This is a genomic window from Sphingorhabdus sp., assembly GCF_044357595.1.
GTDB lineage: Bacteria > Pseudomonadota > Alphaproteobacteria > Sphingomonadales > Sphingomonadaceae > Sphingorhabdus_B.
Genome location: NZ_JBIKPH010000039.1, coordinates 1 through 17187 on the forward strand (window position 1 = coordinate 1; position 17187 = coordinate 17187).

13 protein-coding genes and 2 pseudogenes are annotated in these 17187 nt (G+C 53.1%); 7 read left to right on the forward strand and 8 right to left on the reverse strand.

Features of this window, described 5'->3' with window-relative positions; genetic code table 11:
* The 3 genes and pseudogenes from ACIQ2T_RS05865 to ACIQ2T_RS05875 all read right to left on the reverse strand — a co-directional run.
* Window positions 1-115, reverse strand: a pseudogene (locus ACIQ2T_RS05865) (electron transfer flavoprotein subunit beta/FixA family protein); the annotation flags it as partial.
* Window positions 116-130: 15 nt separating this feature from the next.
* Window positions 131-1381 (reverse strand): acetyl-CoA C-acetyltransferase, encoded by a 1251-nt coding sequence (locus tag ACIQ2T_RS05870; RefSeq protein WP_397589999.1) that lies wholly within the window; start codon window positions 1379-1381, stop codon window positions 131-133.
* 17 nt (window positions 1382-1398) lie between these two features.
* A complete protein-coding gene (locus ACIQ2T_RS05875) occupies window positions 1399-2379 on the reverse strand; it encodes an NAD(P)H-dependent flavin oxidoreductase (RefSeq protein WP_397590000.1) in 981 nt (326 codons plus the stop codon).
* A gap of 258 nt (window positions 2380-2637) precedes the next feature.
* On the opposite strand from ACIQ2T_RS05875, the gene ACIQ2T_RS05880 reads away from it, so the two are divergent.
* The 3 genes from ACIQ2T_RS05880 to ACIQ2T_RS05890 all read left to right on the forward strand — a co-directional run bounded on the left by ACIQ2T_RS05880 (window position 2638) and on the right by ACIQ2T_RS05890 (window position 5828).
* Complete coding sequence (locus ACIQ2T_RS05880) at window positions 2638-3339, forward strand: enoyl-CoA hydratase/isomerase family protein (RefSeq protein ID WP_397590011.1); 702 nt, start codon at window positions 2638-2640, stop codon at window positions 3337-3339.
* A gap of 81 nt (window positions 3340-3420) precedes the next feature.
* Complete coding sequence (locus ACIQ2T_RS05885; protein WP_397590001.1) at window positions 3421-4416, forward strand: phytanoyl-CoA dioxygenase family protein; 996 nt, start codon at window positions 3421-3423, stop codon at window positions 4414-4416.
* A 62-nt stretch (window positions 4417-4478) separates the two neighbouring features.
* Window positions 4479-5828 (forward strand): SRPBCC family protein, encoded by a 1350-nt coding sequence (locus tag ACIQ2T_RS05890; RefSeq protein ID WP_397590002.1) that lies wholly within the window; start codon window positions 4479-4481, stop codon window positions 5826-5828.
* Between the two features lie 155 nt (window positions 5829-5983).
* On the opposite strand, the gene ACIQ2T_RS05895 is transcribed toward ACIQ2T_RS05890, so the two are convergent.
* From ACIQ2T_RS05895 to ACIQ2T_RS05910, 4 genes are all read right to left on the reverse strand, one after another.
* Entirely contained in the window at window positions 5984-7021 is a 1038-nt protein-coding gene (locus ACIQ2T_RS05895; RefSeq protein WP_397590003.1) for an aldo/keto reductase, read from the reverse strand.
* 150 nt (window positions 7022-7171) lie between these two features.
* Window positions 7172-8458, reverse strand: a complete 1287-nt coding sequence (locus ACIQ2T_RS05900; RefSeq protein ID WP_397590004.1) for a MaoC family dehydratase N-terminal domain-containing protein — start codon at window positions 8456-8458, stop codon at window positions 7172-7174.
* Between the two features lie 66 nt (window positions 8459-8524).
* A complete protein-coding gene (locus tag ACIQ2T_RS05905; RefSeq protein WP_397590005.1) occupies window positions 8525-9898 on the reverse strand; it encodes a CoA transferase in 1374 nt (457 codons plus the stop codon).
* 42 nt (window positions 9899-9940) lie between these two features.
* Entirely contained in the window at window positions 9941-11353 is a 1413-nt protein-coding gene (locus ACIQ2T_RS05910; RefSeq protein WP_397590006.1) for an aldehyde dehydrogenase family protein, read from the reverse strand.
* Window positions 11354-11461: 108 nt separating this feature from the next.
* On the opposite strand from ACIQ2T_RS05910, the gene ACIQ2T_RS05915 reads away from it, so the two are divergent.
* Window positions 11462-12646 (forward strand): acyl-CoA dehydrogenase family protein, encoded by a 1185-nt coding sequence (locus ACIQ2T_RS05915; protein ID WP_397590007.1) that lies wholly within the window; start codon window positions 11462-11464, stop codon window positions 12644-12646.
* Window positions 12647-13006: 360 nt separating this feature from the next.
* On the opposite strand, the gene ACIQ2T_RS05920 is transcribed toward ACIQ2T_RS05915, so the two are convergent.
* Window positions 13007-14452, reverse strand: a complete 1446-nt coding sequence (locus ACIQ2T_RS05920; RefSeq protein ID WP_397590008.1) for a S41 family peptidase — start codon at window positions 14450-14452, stop codon at window positions 13007-13009.
* 194 nt (window positions 14453-14646) lie between these two features.
* On the opposite strand from ACIQ2T_RS05920, the gene ACIQ2T_RS05925 reads away from it, so the two are divergent.
* From ACIQ2T_RS05925 to ACIQ2T_RS05935, 3 genes and pseudogenes are all read left to right on the forward strand, one after another.
* Complete coding sequence (locus tag ACIQ2T_RS05925) at window positions 14647-15969, forward strand: ABC1 kinase family protein (protein ID WP_397590009.1); 1323 nt, start codon at window positions 14647-14649, stop codon at window positions 15967-15969.
* A 154-nt stretch (window positions 15970-16123) separates the two neighbouring features.
* A complete protein-coding gene (gene ahpC, locus ACIQ2T_RS05930) occupies window positions 16124-16687 on the forward strand; it encodes an alkyl hydroperoxide reductase subunit C (protein WP_397590010.1) in 564 nt (187 codons plus the stop codon).
* A gap of 113 nt (window positions 16688-16800) precedes the next feature.
* Window positions 16801-17187: pseudogene (locus tag ACIQ2T_RS05935) on the forward strand (alkyl hydroperoxide reductase subunit F); the annotation flags it as partial.

The window sequence follows — 17187 nt, forward strand, 5'->3', positions numbered from 1 at the left end:
CAAACGGGTTCATGCTCATTTTGACGTTCGCCAAATCCACGCCCGAACCATCGGGCTTAACCCGCGGTTTTACGTTATAATCGATGACCCGCTTAACGGGGACGATGATCTTCATGTGCTCATCCTTGTCTCATATACGTTCAATAATGATTGCAGGCGCCATTCCGCCACCGGCACACATGGTAACAAGCCCATACCGCCCGCCCGTGCGTTCCAGCTCATCCAAAACTGTTCCAACCAACATAGCACCCGTCGCGCCAATCGGGTGCCCAAGCGCCATCGCGCCGCCGTTGACATTCACTTTTGTCCGGTCAAGCCCGAGGTCACGGATGAATTTCTCCGCCACAACCGCAAAGGCCTCATTGATTTCCCAAAGGTCAATATCGGCCACAGTCAGTCCGGCCTTGGCCAAAACCTTGCGCGCACCCGGAACTGGTGCGTTCAGCATTAAAGTCGGGCAATCGCCAAGGTTGGAATACGCAACGATCCGCGCGCGCGGTTTAAGATTGTGCTTTTCTATATATGCCGCAGACGCGATTAAAACAGCAGCGGCTCCGTCAACCACACCAGAGCTGTTGCCTGGATGATGCACACCTTCCCATTCTAGGTCAGGGTAGACGCGCTTTATCTGGTTGCGCCAAGTCCTGCCATTGCCAAGATCAAAGTCAGCCAAAGCCTGAAAGGACGGCTTAAGCAATGCAAGTCCTTCAGCGGTGGTTTCGGGTCGAGGGAATTCTTCGCGATCCAGCGCCACACTTCCATCTTCGTTTAAGACAGGCACGAGCGATTTGTTAAAACGGCCTTCACGGATCGCTACGTCGGCTCGGCGCTGGCTTTCCAGCGCAAGCGCATCCAGCGAAGCCCGGTCAATTCCTTCACGCGCAGCAATGGCATCTGCACAAACGCCCTGATTGGATTGTGGATGCAATGCATCCAGCGCATCATTTCCTGCGCCCATGAACCGCGGCGCCATGTTGGCCGCAGACCGTTCTGCAGCCAGAATTTGCTGATAGCTCATCATTTCCGTGCCGCCAGCGATGATACAATCTTCCATTCCTGACAAAACCGAACCTGCGGCCAAATTAACCGCGGTAATGCCGCCGCCACAAAAGCGATCAAGTGTCGTGCCCGAGGCTTTTACATCATATCCAGCAGCAAGCGCAGACATGCGGCCTAAATCACCGCCTTGTTTGCCCTCTTGCGTAGAAGTCGACCAAATAATGTCGTCGACCGTCGCGGTATCAAGGCCATTTCGATCCCGCAGAGCTGCCAATACGGTTGCCGCCAAATGCTGTGGGTGTAAATGGGACAGCGCCCCTTTGCCGGGTTTGCCGCCGCCGCGTGGTGTACGGCATGCGTCGATAATAAATGCTTCAGCCATAAATGGGCCTTTCAATTTTAATCGGTCAGCATACCGGTTAGGCGTTTGCGGATAATGTATTCTGCGTCAGCTACCATACGGGACAATAGATCAGCACAGGTCGGAATATCATGGATTAGGCCCTGAACCATCCCTGCTGACCAGACCCCATGATTTGTATCTCCGCTTGCAAGGCCTTCACGTCCGCGCACGCCTTTGACGAGGTCGGCGACAGCTTCGAATGGCTTGCCTTCGCGTTCTGCCGCCACGACCTGCTGCGAAATCTCATTCTTCGCGACACGAGCTGTGTTGCGATACGAACGAAAAATGAGGTCGGTTCCCCGTTCGTCGGCGGCAACCATTGCATCCTTGAAACTTTGGTGGATCGGGGCCTCGACCGTGGCTGTAAAACGAGTTCCCATATTCACGCCATCAGCGCCGAGCGCAAGCGCAGCAGCAAGCCCGCGTCCGTCACCGAAACCACCACTCGCAAGCATCGGGATTTTTAGCTTGTCTGCCGCTGCAGGGATCAGGATCAGCCCAGGGATGTCGTCTTCTCCAGGGTGTCCGGCACATTCGAACCCGTCGATCGACACAATGTCTACACCGGCCCGTTCGGCGGAAAGGGCGTGGCGGACAGCCGTGCATTTATGGAGGATGGTAATGCCATGCGGCTGCATCATCTCCCAGAATTCCCGAATGGCAGGCGTACCGGCAGTTTCAACGATCTTAATACCACTATCGATAACGGCCTGGGTGTACCCTCTATAATCAGGTGGATTAAGCGTTGGCAGGACGGTCAGATTAACACCAAAAGGTTTATCCGTCATCGAACGACAGCGTTCAATTTCCGCCGAAAGCGCCTGAGGTGTAGGCTGCGTCAAGCCAGTCAACAGGCCAAGCCCTCCTGCATTCGATACCGCACTAGCCATCTCGGCCACGCCAACCCATTGCATCCCACCTTGTACAATAGGATGCTCTATCCCAAGCATATCGGTAATTCGTGTCTTTAGTGCCATTTGACATCCTCTATTCTGTTGGAGTGGCCCCTCATCCGGCGCTCTACCGAAAAAACCATTTTTCTTTCACCGAAGATATCCGGCTATAGACTCAATGGCTGGAGCAATTATATAACTACTTAATACCTTTCAAGGTCATTTTAAGGCATTATGATATTTGCACGCGGGAGAAGAACAAGAATGGCCCCACTAGTCCTTTTCGAGATTGCGTCCGCTGTGGGCATAATCACCATCAATAGGCCGGAGCGCCACAATGCCATAAACGATGAAACGGGCGCATTGTTGAGCGAATGTCTTCAAAAGGCTATCCAAGACAGCCACGTGCGCACCATTCTTTTGCGCGGCGCAGGCAAGTCATTCTGCTCCGGCCGCGACACCTCAGTGCTTGGGCATAGGGTGGACGGTGAAAGCGACTATCACTTCGTCAGGCGTCACCAGCAGACAAGAATTGCAATTCTTGACTGCCCCAAGCCCGTCATTGCTTCCGTCAAAGGTGCGGCAATCGGCGGAGGTTGTGAAATGGCGCTAGTGGCAGATATTCGCGTCGGGGCCAGCGACTTGAAAATGGCGCTACCTGAAATAAATTATGGCCTGCTACCAGATACAGGAGGCACCCAATATCTAAGCAACCTGATTGGGCCGTCACGGGCCAAATATATGGTTATGACGGGCCAGAGCATAGACGCCAAAACCGCCCTTGATTGGGGTGCAATAGATTTCGTGTATGAACCACAAGATGTCGATGAAAAAGCGCTGGAGATGGCGATTAATTTAGCAGCCAAACCGCCAATTGCCCTTGCGATGGCAAAGACAATGATTGATCAAGGCCATGCTGGTGCCGTACGCAACGGACTGACACAAGAACTGCTGGCGCAAACGGCGCTATTCAAGACAGATGATTATGCAGAAGCACGCGCAGCCCTTCGCGAAGGACGCAAGCCGGTTTATAAAGGTAGATAATTGAGATCGAATCAACCGCCAAACGAAGTCTGAGCGAAGCACTTAGCTAAGCGATTCATTACAACGGAGAGGGGATAGAACATGGCTACACAATTGAAGGAAACGCCATCCATAGAATTTCCAGCGACGCAGGAGCTGAAAACCCATAACCACCTTATCGGCGACAAAGCTGCGCTGGATGCTGCCTGGGAACAGGACGGTTACTGGTTTTTCCGCGATGTGCTGGACAAGGACGCTGTCGGACGCCTTCGCCAAAATTGGATAGACGAGCTGGAAACGCAAAAAGTCATCGATCCGGTCGGCAGCGCATCGACAGAAAAGAGCGTTTGCTATAACGGTGGCAGCCTCGAACATTACCCTTTCCGCATGGACCCCATTGCAGCAAAACGGCCGTGGCCAGCATTTGTCACTGAAAAGCCGATCAATGACTTTTTCACGAGACTTTTCCAGGACGATCCGTTCTGGGTTCCCGTCGTAGAATATCGTGCCACCCCGCCCCAGCAAGACCGCAGCAAGTCGCGTATCGATGGCATCCATCAAGACGGGCCATACAGCCCGGGTATTCCTTTCCGAATTTGCTGGATTCCGCTCGCGGAGATTGATTCCGAAACAGGCGGACTGATGCTAGCTGAAGGCATGGCGTCGGGTCGGGAGAGCTATCACCCGAAAACGGAGAATGGATCGAACGGTTCCATCCGGCTTGAGGATATTCCGGCTGACCGTTGGCGTCGGACAACTTATCAGGCAGGCGATGTGCTATTAATGAATCTGTGGACCCCCCACACCGGCGTTACCAACCACTCGGACCGCTTTCGACTGTCGATGGATCACCGGGTCATGGCCGTGGGCGATAAATGCCCTATTGTGGGTACTGTCGAAGACATCAGCGAAAATCACGTAACTGTCCGCGACGCCAGCGGGCTACACACGTTGTCCATCGACCCGGACACTTATGTCCGCAATACGATGGGACAGAAACTGAACGGGCCAGCGATCACCGAGTTCCATAAAGCCGGATCAGAGGTCATCATAGCGTATGACGGTGACCGCGCCTCGGTAGTCCGTCCGCCGCATTGATATCAGACAGGCAAATAGCTCAACGGCGTTGACTAGGGCGCCCTCGTAAATAGGAGAGTTTGATGAGTAATACTAAAACACCAGACGTGCATGACTGGACAGGCCCGAACGCGATTATTTCAGCCAAAAACTACATCAGCGCGGATTTTGCCGAACGCGAAGCTGAAGGTCTTTGGAAAAAAGTCTGGCAGATGGCCTGCCGCGAGGAAGAAATCCCGAATGTTGGCGATTTCTATACTTACGATATTGTCGATCAGTCGATCATCGTCATCCGATCCGCACCGAACGAAATCAAGGCCTTTCACAATGTCTGCCCACATCGTGGAAGGACGCTGACCGAAGGCTGCGGCCATGCAGCACGGCTTTTCTGCAAATATCACGGCTGGAACTGGAAAATCGACGGCACCGACGCAAAAGTTATAGACCGGTACGAATGGGCTCCAGAAGACCTGACAGACGAGAGCCTGAACCTGACGCCCGTCAAGCTCGGTCAGTGGGGCGGCTGGGTATACATTAACATGGACCCAAATTCGATCAGTCTTGATGAACATCTGGCCCCCGCCAAGGCCTATCTTGATCCCTTCGATCTCGGCGGCTTACGGTATCACTGGCGCAAATCGACAATCCTTGATTGCAACTGGAAAGTGATCATCGAAGCCTTTAATGAAGGCTATCATGTGCAGACGACGCACAATCAGATGCTGCGATACATGGATGATTGGACGCAAAGTTATGCGCATGGACGCCACGCACACTTCGGATATTGGGAGTCGATGCCTATGGGGTCGAGGTCAGCGCGCCTGACTGGCGGTAAACCAACTGAGGATATCCGTCCTGGCGTCCGCGACTATATGGAAGACATGGCTGCGACCCTCAACGCCGGCTCTGCTGTTCAGACAGTCCATGCGGCACGCCGGGTTATGCAGGAGGTTACTCCGGGATCGTCACACATGGAAGTGCTGATGAAGTTCGGGCAGTTTATCTATGAACATGCCATCTCGCTTGGGCTGAAATGGCCAGACATCACGCCAGAGCAAATGCAGGCGGCCGGGGTCGATTGGCATCTGTTTCCCAACCAGATCATGCTGATGGGACCGACTGGTCTGCTTGGCTATCGCGCCCGCCCCTTCGGCAATAACCCTGACAAGTGTGTATTCGACGTCTATTCCCTGCAACGATACCCCGAGGGGCAGGAGCCTCCAGTTGAGCAGGAATGGAGCCAGGAACTTGCAGACAAGGATTTCTGGGGCCTCATTCTGACGCAAGACTTCGCAAACGTCGCAGAAATACAAAAAGGCATGAAGTCCATCGGTTTCAAGGGCGCGCGCCCTAATCCAAAACAGGAAGTCGCTGTTCTGAATTTCCACCGCGCGCTCGAGGCGTTCCTTGATGATGGATATGCTGGCGAATAACTAGCCTCGGTTAGAAACTAAGTGGGGGGGCAGATGTTTCTGCCTCCCGCTTTTGCTTTAGCGCACCCCGGTTTAGAACTAGGCATGAATACGCTGCTCCCATCAGATTGATAAAATCAGTCGGATAAAAGCTTCTACTTTCCCACCACAATCGATCAACCGAAACGTTTGAACACAGGCGGGTTACGTTCAGCCCCGTAATTTTGTTGTGCTGATACCGGGTAGCGTAACGCAATTTGGCTGGCCTGATCGAGCGTATCAATTTCTTCTTGGGATAATGACCAATTGGCCGCGCCAAGATTGTCAAGAAGCTGCACATCAGTCCGCGCCCCGAGCAAAATGGAGGTTACGCCGAGCCGCGCCTTTACCCAATTCAACGCAACTTGACTGTGCGTGACATTGGAGCCTCGGGCCTCCACAATTATATCAATCACTGAGAGCACATCCTGGCAACGTTGATTGTCATAGCCTTTCAACGCGTTCATTTGCTCCAACCGCGTATTCCCGGCAGTTTCGCCACGAAACTTACCTGACAAAAAGCCTTGCGCCAGTGGGCTCCAGATAATCGCACCCACGCCCATATCGACACCGCAGGGCAGCAATTCCTCTTCAGCTACGCGCGAAACAAGGGAATATTGTATTTGTTGCCCAATATAATGGGCAAGATGCTCTTCTTTGGAGATTCCCAACGCCTTAGCAAGTTGCCAGCCGGCATGATTTGAACAACCGATGTAGCGAATTTTCCCCGCACGGACGAGATCATCCAATGCACGCAGCGTCTCTTCCTGCGGAATTAGCGAGTCAAAATTATGAACCTGATACAGATCGATCCAGTCGGTTCCCAAACGGCGTAAGGAAGCATCACAGGCATCGATAAGGTGACGCCGCGACAAACCGGTGTCATGTGGGCCTTTCCCCATGCGGTGGAATGCCTTTGTCGCGACAACAACCCGCTTTCGCTTCTTGCCCAGTGCCTCGCCCAGTATTTCTTCCGAACGGCCAGCGGCATAGACGTCTGCGGTGTCAAAGAAATTGACGCCGTGTTCAATGCAAAGATCAATCTGTCGCGCAGCGTCCACACCATTTGTCGATCCGGTTGCGCCGAAGCGGCCCGTTCCATCGGAAAAGGTCATACAGCCAAAGCCGAAAACCGATACCTCGAGACCACTTTTGCCAAGGAACCTATTTTCCATATCACTCACTCCGCTCTGGGCTGCTTAAGGCAGCCTATTTGTTGCTTTGTTCGGGCTTGCAGCGTTCGCCAACAAAAAAGACGCCGGCAACGCCGACGTCTTTTTTATTTTTATTCATAATTTGACAGCATTAGTGTGACCACCACCTAATCAATCCCCGCCAAGTTCGCGGTGACGCGCCATCATCTGTATCGCCTTTTCAGAGAGCGCTTCTGGTACCGGCGGATAAAGCGGCAGTGGACGCGCCTTGCTTGGCAAAGCAATTGTCGCGGTTGACTTTATGCTCTCTTCGCCGCGTTGGTTGGTGAACCGTACAACGACATCTACCAGTTCATTGCCATGCTCGGTGCGCCTTGCAACAACTTCACCTGTCACCATTTGGACATCGCCCATATAGTTAAACTTGCGGATTTCATCGTGGACATTGGTAATGATCGCATCATCGCCAGCCCAATCATTGAGATAGCTCCAGAGATAATTTTCACGCATTACCCCATAATCATACGCCATTGGGTTGCCGATGGCCTGCGCCCAAACCGGATCCCAGTGCAGACGTTGCGCAACGTCTGGCACGCCATATTCGTTCTTCACATAAAATGGCGCGATGCGCTTGCGGTTCTTATGTGCACGGCGACCGACCGTTGGCGCATAAGGCACAAAGCCGTAGCCACCGGCATGGAAGCAGACGACGTCCGTTACCGTCAATGGACCCTTGGCTTGCATACCAAGCGCCGATCCAACCGCAACATCTTCGGCCCAACGCTTGTTCGGACCTTGAACCGTTTCAGCAGCATAGACCTCTTCAATCGCCTGGAACTCTTCATCGGTCCAAACCTTAGGTTCGATCGCGGAGTATTTGCCCTTTTTCGCGGCAGTCTTGCGCTCGGTCAGAACACTGAGCACGCGGTAAACCGACACAACATCGCCGCGCTGGTTCATGTTCACGTGGCGGCGAACGTTGATAACGGAACGACCAGCGAATTCAGACTGCTTTACCTCGCAGCTTTCCTCGCCCGAGAAAGTGTAAATCGTATCGCCGGGATAGACCGCGCGGTAAAATTCCCAATCAGCACCCGATACGAATACATGGATGCCGCGAAACAGGCTCTTTTTCAGGGCACGAATTTCGTCAGGGGTCGGATCACCCAGAAGCGGCTTGCCAACCTGGCCAATCATCATGCCCGGTGCGATCACATCGCCCCAACGCGTCCTCTTTGCATAATTAGGGTCCGTGAACAACGGATTGTCATCACCGCAGCCATAGGACCAGTTACGGATGGAATCATGGCTAACCGTCTGGACATATTGCGCCATTTTGCCTGGCTCTTCAAAGCCGATAAGCTGCTTCTGGCGCTCAATATCTTCGTCACGGATCTCGTAGGAGACAGCCTTCTGCCACTCTTCGCTCTGCTTGATATCGTCTGCCTTACTGGCCATTAGTCATCTCCTAAGTTAATCGTATAACTAGGTGATATCTATAAATGCGGTGGTTTGCAAGCGCCGCTACCGCCATTGCGCCGGCGCCGAACCAAGGGCGGCTGCCGGACGGTCCCAAAACATTTCGCATCCGTCGATTGATAGAGGTGCTTTGAGTCTTCGCGCGTGCCCCCAATGCGTTTGTTCCGTTGCTTGCGCAAGGTCGCCTTCATTAACAGCACGAATGTCCGTACCCGTTAGGCCATCCTTATGCTGCTGAAGAAGGCGTGCAGTCCGGGCGAGTGACAACCTCGCCTGTGTGAGAGGCTCGCCACGAAACCTGGCAAGCACCGAACAAATGGCTGCCGCCGCCATCAGATAGCCTGTTGCTTGGTCGAGCGCCTGAACCGGCAGAGACCATGGCTTAGAAACACTATGCGATAACATACCGTCATGGGCGATGCCTGATGAAAACTGCACAAGGCTGTCAAACCCCCGTCTGGAGGCCCAAGGTCCACCATGACCATATGCATTTAAGGAGATGTCAATTAATCCAGGCCGGATAGCTTGTAGCACATCTGCATCCAGACCAAGCCTTTCCAAAGCATCGCCACGAAGACCGTGCACGAATATGTCGGCTTGCGATAAAAGATATTCAAAGGTGCGTCGTCCCTCCGGTTGCTTTAAATCAAGCCGCGCACAGCTTTTGCCCAACGTCACCTCTGGAATGACCCCGGGTTCATCCCATTCTGGCGGATCGATCCGTAAGACCTGCGCGCCATAGGCGGCAAGAAAACGCGTGGCGACTGGCCCAGCTAACACGCGCGTCATATCCAGTACGCGTAATCCAGCCAACGGACGAGCCGGAGACGGTCGCCATTCCCGCATAGGCAAATTGCTTCTGCCATTCCAGATAACTAGAGGTTCGGCTGCAATAGCGCGCCCTTGCGGATGCACTAACCATTCGCTTTCCGACCGCAAGGTTGCCGCACACCCTCCAGCAGCTGCTATTGCCTCTTCAAGCTCGGTTCCGTTTCGATACAGCACAGCATCGACCACAGCCGCCTTATTCGCGGCGCAACCCAGAACGTTCAAAGCCGCAGCTTTGTGATGCGGGGCATTGGTATGCAGCTTGATCCAGCCATCACTTGTCCGATAGTCACCAGCAAGATCATCCCAGGAAGCCGCTAATTCCCATCCTTGGGGGTGAATAGAAAAGCCAAACCACAATGAAGCCAATCGGGGATCAACGCAAACCAATGGCGCGGAACCAAGTTCAGCAACGAGATCAGATATCGCCAGACCAGCCGCTGCAATAGACGCGGCTGCCAATGGAGTTACTGGAAAGCATGAAGCCAAACGACCCGCTTCCAAAAACCGGACTTTGCCAACAGAGCTTTCCGAAATAGCAAGCGCGCTTGCTATCTCTTCAAGGATTGTCTGGGTCGTTTGGTCAGGCATCAGCAAAATCGTAACAGCATCTCCAAAGAAGCTCTCACTCTATCAAATGGCCGCCTTGGCAATGTTCACGACATGTGGTTGCGTATAAGCAAATAGCCCTTCATCACCGCCTTCACGGCCAATACCGGACTGCTTTGAACCGCCAAAAGGAATGTCAAACGGCAGATCGAGATGCTTATTCACCCAAACCGTTCCGGAGTCGATTTTCATGGCGACTTCGACGCCACGATCAACATTTCCGGCCCAGATTGTCCCACCCAAACCATATTCATTGTCGTTGGCCCGTGCGATGGCGTCATCGATATCATCATATTTCATGACTGGCAGAACCGGTCCGAACTGCTCCTCACGAACCAATCTTGCGTCATCGGCAATATCCCTAACAATAGTAGGCGCGATGAAATAACCTTGCCGATCCAGCGGCTTGCCACCAGCCAAAATTGTGCCATTGGCCGCCGCATCTTCTAGAAAACCGCATAATTTGTCATATTGCATTTTGTTTTGCACTGGACCGATTTGTGCGCCTTGGTTCAGGCCGTCATCGACAACCGCACTTTCAGCCAATAGTGCCAGTTCCGTACATATCTCGTCATAGATCGAAGCATGGGCGTAGACCCGCTTAATGGCGAGGCAAACCTGCCCTGCATTGACCATGGCACCATTAAACAGCTTCGAGGCAACTGCCTTTGGGTCCACATCATCAAGCACAATCGCAGCGTCGTTACCACCAAGTTCAAGCGTAATCCGCTTTAGATCATCAGCGCCTGCCGCAAAAATCTTCCGCCCAGTTCCTGTTGAACCCGTAAAACTGACCTTTGCGACGTCTGGATGGCTGGATAATGCTGCACCAAGGTCGTTGTTGTCGACGATTACGTTTACGACACCAGAGGGGAAAATATCAGCTGCCAGCTCCGCAATCTTCAACGCACACATAGGCGTTGTCGGCGCGGGTTTTGCGACAACCGTATTTCCTGCAATTAATGCTGGACCCATTTTTTGTGTCACCATCATGAACGGAAAATTCCACGGCGTGATTGCTGCGACGACACCAAGTGGCGTCCGGTGTTCGATGATACGGATCGCGTCAGTTTCGCGAAGTATGACAGGCTCGATCCGCTGAGCCGCATAATGGCGAAGCTGATAAATACCACCGATTACCTCACCCATTGCTTGCTTGAGCGGCTTACCCTGCTCAGTCGTCAGCAGCTTGGCAAATTCATCCTTATTAGCTTCGATCGCATCGGCCAGCTTTGCCAGATACTCGCCCCGTGCGGCGCAACTTAATGCGGCCCAGCCCGGCGCTGCTGCCTTGGCCGCTGCTATAGCTTCTTCCAGCTGTTCTGCATCTGCCCGTTCAATGGTTGCGAATGGCTTGCCTGTGGCGGGATTGATAACCTCCAGTTTCAGCGCACCTTCCACGAGAGCACCGTTGATTAGCAATTTGCTGGGCAGCATTATGAATCTCCTGAATATCCTGATTGGACCATTTTTCTTGCTGATTTTCATCTAAATGATATATCGAATTTGGCAACAACAACATTGGATGAAGCGGAGTTTCTAAGCATGCGTGAAATAAAAACCCAAGTTTCTGAGCGTGCTTTAGAAATAGGTGCTGACGTCGAGCGTTTTGTCCGAGAAGTCATAATTCCCTACGAGAAAGACTCGCGGCGAGACCATCACGGAGCACCGCTTGATGAAATGGTCATGGAAATGCGCAGCAAAGCACGTGACGCCCGTGTCCTTACGCCGCATATTCTTCCCGATGGATCCCATCTGACGCAGCTTGAAACAGCTTTTGTGCTTCAAAAATCAGGTCTCTCGCCGCTCGGCCCGCTTGCCGTGAACACAATGGCGCCCGACGAGGGTAACATGTATCTGCTAAGTCATGTCGGCAGCCCGGAAATCAAGGAACGTTTTCTAAAACCGCTCGTGGAGGGCGCGGCCCGCTCGGCCTTTTTTATGACAGAGCCGGCATCGGAAGGCGGTGCTGGTTCAGATCCATCCATGATGAAGACGACCTGCCGACTTGACGGTAATCATTGGGTCATTAACGGCCGAAAGGCTTTTATCACGGGTGCCGATGGGGCCCGTGTTGGCATCATCATGGCAAAGGCGGAGGAAGGTGCATGCATGTTCCTCGTTGACCTTCCTGATCCAGCCATCCGGATTGAAAATGTTCCAAACACCATCGACAGCTCAATGCCAGGCGGACATGCAACAGTCCTCATCGACAATCTTCGCGTTCCGGCCGACCAAATGCTTGGACTTGCAGGCGAGGGGTTTAAATATGCCCAACTGCGCCTTTCCCCTGCCAGGCTCTCACACTGCATGCGCTGGCACGGATGCTGCGAGCGAGCGCATGAAATTGCGACCGATTACGCCAATCGACGCGAGGCGTTCGGAAAAAATTTGATCGAGCACGAAGGCGTTGGCTTCATGCTCGCAGAAAACATGATCGATTTGAAACAGGCCGAGTTGATGATTGATTGGTGTGCTTCGGTATTGGATTCAGGTTCCCTTGGAACGGTTGAAAGCTCGATGACCAAAGTTGCCGTGTCAGAAGCTTTGATGCGAATCGCGGATCGCTGCGTACAAGTGATGGGCGGCTCAGGCGTTACTGACCAGACCATTGTCGAACAGGTCTTTCGGGAAATCCGAGCTTTCCGGATATATGATGGGCCAACTGAAGTTCATAAATGGAGCCTTGCCAAAAAAATCAAGCGAGACTGGAAAACAGCGCAGACCTGAGCGCATGTCAAAATGGCGTGAGTTAAAATTTGTCAACTGGTTCAACAAAAAATTCGGAGAAAATGACGGCCCTTAGCCGGATTTCTGCTTGGGCAGACTAGTATCATCAATACAGGAAAACGACGTCACTAAAAAAACAGAGCGCTTGCATGGTAAATTCTGCACGCCCCAAACGCATCTTAGGCAGCGACCCGAACCATAGCATTTCAGCCTTTGTTTGGCTGAGGGTGTTGTCACACCTTCATTCCAAAATAAAGCCGTGACATTGCACGCGACACTTGTCGATGGGAAAGCTTCGCCATTCGTCAAGTTAAAAGGTTTCTGCCTGCACCCATCTGCCTGCTTTAGGCTGATCCCCTGCTAAAATGAGCCAGGCACTTCACGTTGCGCTGTGTTGGCATTTTCGGGCACGGGCAGGACGCGTCGGTCGGTGCGCGTGGAGGTGCTTTGCGCGCTCTGGCCGACCGCAATGGCCGTACAGCTGCGACCGGCAATGAAGTCCAACGCAGTGCGCAGCGATGCCTCCTGCGGGTCGCCCAGCGGCCGTGTGATGTCGTCTGCCGCCGCGCAGGTGGTCCGCATCGTGCCGGCGAGCCCAGAATAATAGTCGCCCTGCCCCGCCGCGTTTTCTTTGGCAAAAGCAATTACGCGAATGCGATCGTCACAGGCGGTTAGGTCTAGGGCGATCTGACCAACGGGCTTGCCATAGCTGTTACTGCCGATCAGCGCCGCATTGACCCCAAGATACGGAACGAAGCTGGCCATCACCAACTCGCTGGCAGACGCGGTGGCGCCGGTGGCGATAAACGCAATTTTGACCGGCGAGACCGATTGTGTTTGTGGTGCAAACCTCTTGGTTTGATTGTTTGACGCCTTTGAGGCGCGGTAGCGGGTCACAGAGAATATATCGCTGCTAAAGCGGTTGCCAGCAAGCAAGTCGCCCATGACCTCAGCCGTAGAGACCAATCCACCACCATTATAGCGGAAGTCGATGACAAAGTTCGTGATCCCCTGCGCGCGGAAATCCGCAAAAGCGGTGCGCAACTGATTGTCAGCGGTCGAAATGAATGTACGCATATTGATATACCCAACACGCTGTCCGCCGCCATTATCAATCACTTTCACCCCATAACGCGATGATAGCGGGTCAATGTTATAATCTGCCTTGGCAACGGTGACGTTGCGTGCACCCGATGCGTCGCTGATACGCAAAACTCGGCTTGTGCCAGCCGTGTTTGGACCCAAGGCGCTTGAGATACCCGCGGAACCTTGTGCCGCCAATATGTCAGCCACGGGGACCAAGTTTGACGCATTCGTTCCAATCGCCAGAATTTCTGTTCCACGGTCGATACCTGCTGCAAGCGCAGGTGCCCCTTCAAACGCCTCAATTACGAAAATGCGGCTGCCTTGATAAGCAAATCGTACTCCAAAGCCTGCCGTGGCACCCGAGGCGTAATAGGCTTCTTCTTCCTGAATTGAAGTGACATAGGTGAAGTATCGGTCGCGACCCTGCCCGCGAGCTGTAGCGGTCAACGCGTCGATATAGGCCTGTACCGAAGTGTAGGCTGCGGGGCTCAAAGTCGACGGCAGAGTTTCAGGAAAAAGATACCATTCGTTCAGAACGGATGCAGCAAAATTCTGCCGATTGACCAAGCTGCAGCTGGTCGATGATGGCGGTGAAGGCGGCGGCGTTGAACTTGTTGGTGGCACGACAACCGTTCCGCCTCCGGAACCACTTCCACCGCCGCATGCCGATACGCCTGCTGCCAGAATGAGTACGATGCTTTTCAACGATTGCTTTGTCATGCCAATTCCTCCTTGGCTTGCATCATACCGACTAAGCCTAGGTGCACCGGATGCTTCGCGCCCACAAGTCACTTTTCTATCCGCAACCAAAATTTAACAGACCTTGCTTGTAAATTGTTCAGCCACATTCACTTGCCGAAATACGTTCGACACCTCATCTAGGTTTCCTATTCCTCTCTAGAGCAACCAATCTCATGTCCTCTGATCAGTTTGCGTCCAAGGGACTGCGTGTCCCGAGCGGACGGCTTTCCCGTATCGCGCGTTTTGGCAACATGGCGACGGGTATCGCTGGTAGCATGTTGCTGGATGGCGCCAAGCAACTCGTCAGTGGCCGCAAGCCAAGCGTCAGCGAACTGTTAATGACGCCCGCGAATGCTTTGCGTGTAACTCTGCAATTGGGTCAAATGCGGGGCGCGGCTATGAAGCTTGGGCAGCTCGTGTCGATGGACACAGGCGATTTTCTGCCGCCTGAATTGACAGACATTTTTGCAAGGCTTCGCGCAGATGCCCAACATATGCCCCCGGGACAGCTAGGCATGGTCCTGACGCGGCATTGGGGTAAGGACTGGCGCAGACAATTCATCCGCTTTGATGATAAGCCGATTGCAGCTGCCTCAATTGGTCAAGTGCACCGCGCCCTGACGCGCGATAATCAGGACGTCGCAATCAAAGTTCAATATCCCGGTGTGCGCCGCAGTATTGATAGCGATGTCGACAATGTCGCCACATTGTTACGACTTTCAACTGTGCTGCCAAAGACCCTAGACATCACAAACTTGCTGACGGAGGCGAAGCGGCAACTCCATGAAGAAGCCGACTATGCGTGCGAGGGTGATTATCTGCAGCGGTTTGGCGACTTATTGGCGGATGATGCTAAATATGCCGTGCCTGCCTTCTATGCGCCTCTGAGTGGTAAGAATGTGCTGGCAATGTCCTTCATTGAAAGTGTGCCAATCGAATCGATGATCACCGCACCTCAGGCGGAGCGGGACCGGATCATGACGCTTCTGATTGAACTGGTGTTGCGTGAATTATTCGAGTTCCGACTGATGCAGACGGACCCCAATTTCGCGAACTATCGCTATGATGAGAAGTCACGCCAGGTTGTGCTGCTGGATTTCGGAGCAACGCGGGCATTGCCAGAGACCGTTGTTACCCAATATCGAACCTTGTTGAACAAGGGCTTGGAGGGTGACCAGCAAGGCGTGCTGGCAGCAGTGCTCGATATCGGGTTCATGAATGGGCAAACTGTCCAGCAAAACAAATATGAGATCGACAAGCTCATCGGGACTGCGATTGCGATGATCCAGTTACCAGGCCCGTTTGATTTTAGCCGAACCGATTTTGTAACGGACATACGCGACGAAGGAATGGCCATCGCTGCCGATCGGCCCAACTGGCATATTCCGCCTTCGGACACCTTATTCGTGCAGCGTAAGCTTGGCGGCATATTCTTATTGGCCAGCCGTCTAAAGGCCCGAGTCGACGTTAATGGTATGCTAAAGCGATATTTATAAGTTAGTTAAGCGACAACACCCGCAGTTGTTAAAAGAACCCTCTTATCGACAAAAACGATTAGTCATTGTAAAAACCGTTGCTGGACTAAGTGCTGAAAATCGTGTCGAAGCATGACAGTCAAATCAACTTCTCTACACTTTAAGGATTATTCATATGGGTATCATTGGAACAAGCATTAAGCCGTTCACAGCGCAGTCTTACAAAGCAGGCAAGTTTGTCGAAGTGTCGGATACCGACGTAAAAGGCAAATGGGGCATATTCTTCTTCTATCCTGCTGATTTTACCTTTGTCTGCCCAACCGAGTTGGAAGACCTTGCCGATCAGTATACCGACCTGCAGGCCATGGGCGTTGAAGTGTATTCAGTATCAACCGACACGCATTTCAGCCATAAAGCGTGGCATGACAGCTCGCCAGCAATTGGCAAAATCAATTACCATATGCTCGGCGACCAAAACCATGTGATCAGCAACAACTTTGGCGTATTGCGGGAAGGCCAAGGCCTTGCAGACCGTGCCACTTTCGTTGTCGATCCAGACGGCGTCATTCAGGTCATGGAAATCACCTGTGAAGGTGTTGGCCGTAACGCGATTGAACTTGTCCGCAAGATCAAGGCAGCCATCTATGTGCGTGAGCATCCAGGCCAAGTCTGCCCTGCGAAGTGGGAAGAAGGCGGCGAGACGCTTGCCCCTTCGATCGACCTCGTCGGCAAGATTTAAACCAAATACGGGTTGCCGCGTTTTTGGCGCGGCAACCACTTTTTCGATGTTCGAAGAAACCCACACGCGTCTTCGCGCGGCGTGATCCCGTATGCTTGAAAGAGGCTCTCCCCATGCTTGATGCTGCTACAACTGCCCAGCTAAAAAACTATTTGGCAAATCTGCGCACGCCCGTTGAGCTCGTCGCGACTTTGGACGACAGCCCAAAATCAGCGGAAATGCGCACGCTGGTGGAAACTGTGGCTGCGCAATCGGACCTGTTGTCGGCGCGCTATGACGGCCACGCAGACCGGACGCCATCTTTTGCAATCCGCCGCGCAGATGGCACAGCAGAAACGCATTTTGCTGGCCTGCCATTGGGGCACGAATTCACCTCGCTCGTGCTCGCACTGCTTCACATGGGTGGACACCCGCCAAAGGAAGAGGCCGAGTTACTGGCGTCTGTGAAGTCACTGGAAGGCGACTATCGCTTCGAAACATTTTTCTCTTTGTCATGCCAA